Annotated in this window: 6 protein-coding genes and 2 pseudogenes; 3 read left to right on the top strand and 5 right to left on the bottom strand. The window is 72.1% G+C overall.

Translation table 11 applies throughout. The features are described from left to right. Nucleotides 1-2: 2 nt before the first annotated feature. The 3 genes from C1I97_RS28805 to C1I97_RS28795 all read right to left on the bottom strand — a co-directional run bounded on the left by C1I97_RS28805 (nucleotide 3) and on the right by C1I97_RS28795 (nucleotide 1,966). On the bottom strand, nucleotides 3-899 hold the full coding sequence (locus C1I97_RS28805) for a phosphorothioated DNA-binding restriction endonuclease (RefSeq protein WP_111006054.1): 897 nt from the start codon (nucleotides 897-899) through the stop codon (nucleotides 3-5). A 223-nt stretch (nucleotides 900-1,122) separates the two neighbouring features. Then, nucleotides 1,123-1,410, bottom strand: a complete 288-nt coding sequence (locus tag C1I97_RS28800) for a DUF4190 domain-containing protein (protein ID WP_111006053.1) — start codon at nucleotides 1,408-1,410, stop codon at nucleotides 1,123-1,125. 289 nt (nucleotides 1,411-1,699) lie between these two features. Continuing rightward, a complete protein-coding gene (locus C1I97_RS28795) occupies nucleotides 1,700-1,966 on the bottom strand; it encodes a GlsB/YeaQ/YmgE family stress response membrane protein (RefSeq protein WP_111006056.1) in 267 nt (88 codons plus the stop codon). Between the two features lie 380 nt (nucleotides 1,967-2,346). Between C1I97_RS28795 and C1I97_RS28790 the strand changes: the two genes are divergently transcribed. Together C1I97_RS28790 and C1I97_RS42540 are read left to right on the top strand one after the other, a co-directional pair. Next, nucleotides 2,347-2,709, top strand: coding sequence for an ArsR/SmtB family transcription factor (locus tag C1I97_RS28790; RefSeq protein WP_111006055.1), 363 nt, complete (start codon nucleotides 2,347-2,349; stop codon nucleotides 2,707-2,709). A 90-nt stretch (nucleotides 2,710-2,799) separates the two neighbouring features. Beyond that, nucleotides 2,800-3,313, top strand: a pseudogene (locus C1I97_RS42540) (HAD-IC family P-type ATPase); the annotation flags it as partial. 24 nt (nucleotides 3,314-3,337) lie between these two features. Here C1I97_RS42540 and C1I97_RS28780 read toward each other — a convergent pair. Beyond that, nucleotides 3,338-4,891, bottom strand: coding sequence for an LCP family protein (locus tag C1I97_RS28780; protein WP_111006052.1), 1,554 nt, complete (start codon nucleotides 4,889-4,891; stop codon nucleotides 3,338-3,340). A gap of 424 nt (nucleotides 4,892-5,315) precedes the next feature. Beyond that, nucleotides 5,316-5,531 carry a hypothetical protein gene (locus C1I97_RS28770; RefSeq protein ID WP_111006051.1) on the bottom strand — a complete coding sequence of 72 codons (216 nt, stop codon included), beginning with the start codon at nucleotides 5,529-5,531 and terminating at the stop codon, nucleotides 5,316-5,318. Nucleotides 5,532-6,022: 491 nt separating this feature from the next. Between C1I97_RS28770 and C1I97_RS28765 the strand changes: the two are divergent. Beyond that, nucleotides 6,023-6,299 (top strand): annotated as a pseudogene (locus C1I97_RS28765) (SCO7613 C-terminal domain-containing membrane protein); the annotation flags it as partial.

The raw sequence follows: 6,299 nt of genomic DNA, 5'->3' as shown, positions 1-6,299 counted from the left end.
GCTCACGCGCCGGCTTTCGCAGGGCGTGGAGCGCCCTGGAAGACCTGACGGGTGTGCCAGGCACGGTGGCCGGCCGCGACAGGGCGTGCGCCGGGCTGCGGGCCGACGAGCGGACGGCCCGCGAGTGCCGTGACGTGCTCGCGGGCGGCGGGACTGCGACCGACGAAGCTCTGCGAGACCAGGATGCGGTGATCGTCGTCGATGCCGAGGACGCCTTTGTCGAAGAGTTTGTGGTGCAGCGCGCACAGGCACAGACCGTTGTCGACGTCGTCGGGGCCGCCGAACGCCCACCAGCGCACGTGCGCGGCCTCCAGCCCGACCGGCACCGCACCGATCCGGCCGTCGTAGCCGCAGAAGGCGCACTGGTACTCGTAAGCGGTCAGCACCAGTTCGCGCATCCGCCGGTCCCGCTGCCTCCGGGTGGCGGAGAGCCGATCGGTCTCCTCGGACTCCAGGTCCAGGCCGACGGCTTCGCACAACTCGCCGTGGAGCGAGGGAGGGAAGTGCAGGTCGAGCAGCAACCGCGCCATCCGGTGCAGCAGGTGCGGTTCGCGCCGCAGAGCGTTTCCGAGTTCCGGCGCGAGCCGTCCGGTGGCACCCGATTCCCGGAGGTCCCGCAGTCCGCTGCCCGGACTGCCGGGCCCGCGGTCGGTCCGTACCTCCCATACGCCGTCGCTGACCAGGTGGTGGAACGGGTAGGCGGGTGTCGTCCGGTGGGGTGGGCCGTACTCGGTCAGCAGCCGTTGCAGGTCCTGCTCCACCGCGCTGTACCGCAGCTCGCTGTGAGCGTCCTCCTGGAACCGGGCGAGGGCGTAAAGGAGCAGCAGGGGCTTGTGCGGCGCGCGCGTCCCGTTCCTGGTCCACTGCCTCAGCATGGCGGTGCGCTCGAGCCAGTCCATGACCGGTGATCGTAGCGACGGCCTTCCGGCCGTGGACGAGGCCGTGACCGAATCGAACCCGGGCGCGCACAAGGGGCCGACGTGCCGTGGGCGACCTGTCGTTGACGGCACTGTTCTCCACCGGGTGCCGAGGCGGCCCATGTGGCGTCCCGGCAGTGGTGCGGGTGGGCACCCGGCCCCGCGCCGGTGCCCACCCGCATGCCGTACGTCGTCCGGAGGGCTGCTAGCCGCCCACGTACCAGCTGAATCCGCCGTTGCTGGCGGCGACGGCCAGGAGCACGAGCCAGAGGACCACGTCGACGATGCCGAGGACGATGCCGGCCTTCGCCATTCCGGCGCCGTTCCTGACCGCTGCCTGGCGGCGGGCGAGGACACCGAAGACGATGGCCAAGGGGCCCAGGACGACGTTCAGGAAGAACAGTCCGACGATGCCGCAGCAGAGGCTCGCGATCGCCAGGCCATTGGTGCGCGATCCGGAGGACGCGGCAGAGGAACTGCCGTAACTCGTCATGGGACACTCCCGGTTGCCGGTTGCACGGACCGAAGGGGCCGCGCACTCCTTGCTTCTGACTTGCTTGTCCGGGTTCCCCTTCAAGCCGTTCCCATGTCCATGGGGCGTCAGGTGCGAAGCCGGTCCTGCGACTTACCGCACCGCCGGGAAAGGAGTGTCCTCCCGGCGTACCTCCTTCGGCCGGAAGCGGCGGCGAGCCCACGCGGTCGTCGGCCTGCCGCCGGTCGGACGTTCCAGGACCCGTCGTCCGCCGCCGCCCGTCTGTGATCGAGGCGGTCCGGTACTCGGGTCAGTCGCGCGACTTGCCGAACAGCAGGCGGTAGCCGATGAGCAGGACCAGCGAGCCGCCGATCGCCGCGCCCCAGGTGTAAAGGTCGAAGAAGTGCTTCTCCACCGGACGGTCGAGGAGGCGGGCGGAGAGCCAGCCGCCGACGAACGCGCCGGCGATGCCGATGAGTGTCGTGCCGATCAGGCCGCCCGGGTCGCGGCCGGGCAGCAGAAGTTTGGCGATGGCTCCGGCGAGCAGGCCGAGGATGATCCAGCCGATGATGCCCACGTTGTTGTCCTCCGGTCGGGTCGGGCCGGGCGGAGTCCGCCGGGCGCCGATGCTGTGGATTGCCTGATTGCGCAAGCCTATGGACAGTTCCGGGGGCATGACGAGTGGTGCGGGCGACTGTGGTTGACCGTTCCTCTTTCGTCACTCGCTCATGACATTGCGCAATCCGACAACTGGAAGAAGCCGAGGTCGCGATGATCGCGACGACCGGGGGAAGCGGAAGCATCCGGGGAGGCGGGCGCCGCTTCGGCACCGGCGCGCTCATCGGGGCCGGTGAGGGCGGCCGGGCCGCCCGGCAGCGCGGGCACGCCGCGACCGCGCGCCTACACTGGGTGGGCGCGAGGGCGGCGGCTGTGAAGTGGGCGGGACGGGAGAGGACTGTGCCGGAGAACGTCGGTGGCTTCGATGATCCGCCCGCCGAGGTCCTGTCGGAGGCGGCCGCGGCGTTCGGGCTGCTCGCCTCGTCGGCCCGGCTGCACCTGATGTGGGCCCTGGCCCAGGGCGAGAGCGACGTCACGCACCTCGCCGACCGGGTGGGCGGTGCGCTGCCCGCGGTCAGCCAGCACCTGGCGAAGCTGAAGCTCGCCGGGCTCGTGCGGTCGCGTCGTGAGGGCCGGCGGCAGGTCTACTACGTCGACGACCCCGACATCGTGACGGTGGTGCGCGTGATGGTCGGGCAACTGACCGCGCGCTCGCGCCAGGCCCCCGCACCGGTACGCCCGCTGCGCGGGACCGGTGGCTGAGACCATCGCGGCTCCGGGGCAGGCGGGGCAGGACGCCGGGACATCCGGTCCCCTGGCCGCGCCGGCGTCCGGTGGCGGCCGAGGGAGGACGGTGTGCTCACCGCCGACCGCATCGACGGCCTCACCGACGCCGACCTCGCCGGGCTGGCCCGCCGTACGACCGTGTTCGCCCGCTGCACCCCCGAGCACAAGGCCCGGATCACCCGGGCGCTGCGGACCGCCGGGCACACCGTGGGATTCCTCGGCGACGGCGTCAACGACCTGCCCGCGCTGCGCGCCGCCGACGTCGGCATCGCCCCCGCGGTGCCGCCGACGTGGCCCGCGAGGGCGCCGACGTGGCGCTCGCCGAGAAGGACCTCACCGCGATCGCCCACGCCACCGCGCCGAGGGACCCGAGCCGAGCCCGGTCACCTGGGCCGCGGCGGCGCTGGCCGCCATCGGTCTGCTGCTGCCGCCCTCACCCCTCGGGCCGCGGCTCGGTCTGACCGCGCTTCCGGCCGTGTACTACCCGCTGCTCACGGCCGTTCTCGTGCTCCACGCCGCCGGCCTCCTGGTGGCCAGGGCGCGTTACGAGCGACGGTGCGCGCAGCGGGAGACGCCGTAGGAGTGGCCGGGGCACGCCGTCCTGTCAGCCACCGGATCCGTACGACAGGTCGGAGCACAGGTCGTCGTCCGCCGAGCGGGCGTCGCTCGCCAGCGAGCTGGGGACGGCGGTCGGTGTCGCCGGCGCGGAGGAGCCGGCTGTGGCGTAGGAGGCACCCACGACCACGTTGATCCCCGACCCGCCGATGGCCTTGAGCGCGGAACCCGGGAAGAGCTCGGCGACCGTCTCGGCCCGGCTCCGCAGGCCCGTGCCGTACTGGATGACCGTGGTGGTGTGCTGCCGGCTGCTCGCGTTGCCGGTGCCGGTGACGGTGAAGCCGTGGTCGGTGAGCGTGGCGGCGGCCTGGGAGGCCAGGCCGATGGTGGTGGTGCCGTTGTACACGGCGACGTCGATGCCGTCCCCGGAGACGTTCCCGCCGGGGCCCGGCGATGCGGTGACGGGCGCGGTGGCGGGGCGCTTCTTTCCGCTGGCGTCCTTGCCGTCGAGGGTGCGGTCGGCCTTCAGCGCGGCCCACAGATCGGAGGCGTCCGGCTCGACGACCGCGATGTTCGCACCCTCGTAGTGCCAGGGGATGGTCACGAACTTGGTGTTGTGCAGGTCGATGTCCTTCAGCGACATGGCGAAGGAGATCAGCTTGTTCGCCGTGCTCAGCCCCGAGTCCACGGTCATGGACTCGGTGGCGGCGGTGGCGAGCGGCAGCAGCCTGGTCGGGGTGAGGCCGTCGCTCTTGATCTTCTTGAGGAGGCTGGAGACGAAGGCCTGCTGGCGTTTGATCCGCCCTATGTCGGAGCCGTCGCCGATGCCGTGCCGGATGCGGACGTAGTCCAGCGCCTTCTGACCGGAGACGGTCTGCTCGCCCTTCTCGAAGATCAGCTCGCCCTTGGTGGCGCGTTTGGGGTTGAGGTCCTTCTGGTAGAGGTCCTGCGGGAGACACACCTTCACCCCACCGACCACGGCCGTCAGCTCCGCGAAGCCCTTGAAGTCCACGACGACCGTGTGGTCGACGCGCAGCCCGGTGAGCTCCTCCACCGTGTTCTGGGTGCAGGCCGGATTGCCCTTCTTGGTCTGCCCGACCGAGAAGGCCGAGTTGAACAGGGCGTTGGTCCGGGTCTCGGTCCAGCTGCCGTCGGGCAGTTTGCACGGCGGGACGGTGACCAGGGTGTCGCGCGGGATGGACACCGCGACCGCGTGCTTGTGGTCGGCGTAGACGTGCAGCAGGAACGCCGTGTCGGAGCGGCCGATGTCGTCCTTGCTCCCGCCGCCCAGCGCGCTGTTGCCGTCGCTGCGCGCGTCCGAGCCGATGACCAGGACGTTCTCGCCCTTGGACGAGCCGGCGTCGGGGCGGTTCCTGGACAGGCCGTCACCGTTGAAGGTGTCGATGCTGCCGTTCAGCTTCAGGTAGATCCAGCCCAGGCCGGCTGTGCCGAGCACCGCCACCGCCAGCGCGACGAGCAGCACTGTCCGCAGCGGGCCGCGCCTGCGGCGCTGCGCCGCACGCCTGCCCTGTGCCCTGCCACGGCGGGGCGACTCGGCCCGGCGCCGGTGGCGGGAGGGTATGGCCTGGTCGCTGGTGGTCATCCGTGTGCCCTCATCCGTCCGACTCATATGGAAGGGGACGGCCGACCCCACCCCATGGTTGTACGGTTGCGCAAGGGGGAGGAGGCGGGCGGGACGCTCCGCAACGCATCGCAACCCCGACACCCGCTGATCGGCCCGAAGAAGCTGCCCGGGGCCGCCCGCGGGCCGGGGAAGTCGATGCGCGTCCTCAGGAGCGAGGCCAAGGCGGTGAAGGAGGACGGCGCCGCGCGGCACTCCGCCGCCCCGGCCGAGCACGCGACCGCTCCCGAGCACGTGACCGCTCCCGGGCCCGCGGCCACTCCCGGGCCCGCGGCGCGCGTCGCCCGGGACGCTCCCGGCGAGACCGCTACGGCCGCCCGGCCACCGCCCGGCCCCCGAGAGCCACCCAGCCCGCCGAGTTCCGCGGTCGCGCCGGTCGCTCCTGTCAGGGGCTGGCGATGTCGAAGCCGTACCGCAGCGGCCCGCTGGTCACGCCGTAGTCGCGGCGGTAGATGTACACCCCCTCCACACGCATGCCGTGCGGTGCGGCCTCCACCTGGCAGGGGTACGTCACCTGGATCGCGCGCGGCCGGCCGGAGACCTTCATCCGCAGCCCGTCCGCAGGCCCTCCGTCGAGCACCGCGGTTTCCCATCCCGTCACGCCGGCAGTCTCCACGAAGAACAGTTTAAAGATTGCGCAACTTTATGTCCCGTGATGGACCGAGGTCGCTTCGGCCGCCCGGGTGGCGTCGGGGCCGAGGGCCGCGTGCGCGGCCGGCCCGGCCCCGCGCTCCGAACACGGCGGCTGGTCAACAAGTGAGCCCCTCCCGAGCCGAACCGGTACGGCCCCCGACTCCACCGGACCGTACCGGCGGCGGCGCGGAGGCTGCCGTGTGCGTCACACGCAAGACGCGCTGCCCGCCCCTTCCGCCCCCGGACGACGCACCAGCAGACGCGCGACGTCCTCGCCCCTGCCCGGAAGGCACCCGGCAGGCCTTCCTTATGGAGCGGGCGACGAGAAGCGAACCCGCGCGCACAGCTGGGGAAGCCGATGGCGTCCCGCCAGGTGGCGCAGGGGATCAAGGAGCGGGAATCCGCAGGTCGGAGCCTTCGCCGCGCGGGATGTGAGTACGGACCTGGGTACACGCACTCATGTTCCGCGGCATGACGCGCGCCACACTCCACGGCATGACCCATCTACCGCCACCGGCCGAGGAGTTGCGGATCCTCGACGCGGAGTTGTGGCAACTCGACGCCCGCCGAGCCCAGTTGCTGGCCCGCCGGGCCCAGTTGATCGCTCTCCTCCAGCCGGCCCTCCCGCCCGCTCCGCCGGCGCCGCGGCGGCCCGAGACCACCGCGCCCCGTGTGCAGAACGTGCTCCTCGTCCTCGGCGGCGTCCTGCTGACCGTCGCCGCGATCGCGTTCACCC

Origin of the sequence: Streptomyces sp. NTH33 (assembly GCF_003236365.1) — a bacterium.
In the GTDB taxonomy this organism is placed as follows: domain Bacteria; phylum Actinomycetota; class Actinomycetes; order Streptomycetales; family Streptomycetaceae; genus Streptomyces.
This window is presented reverse-complemented; position numbering and strand designations above follow the sequence as displayed.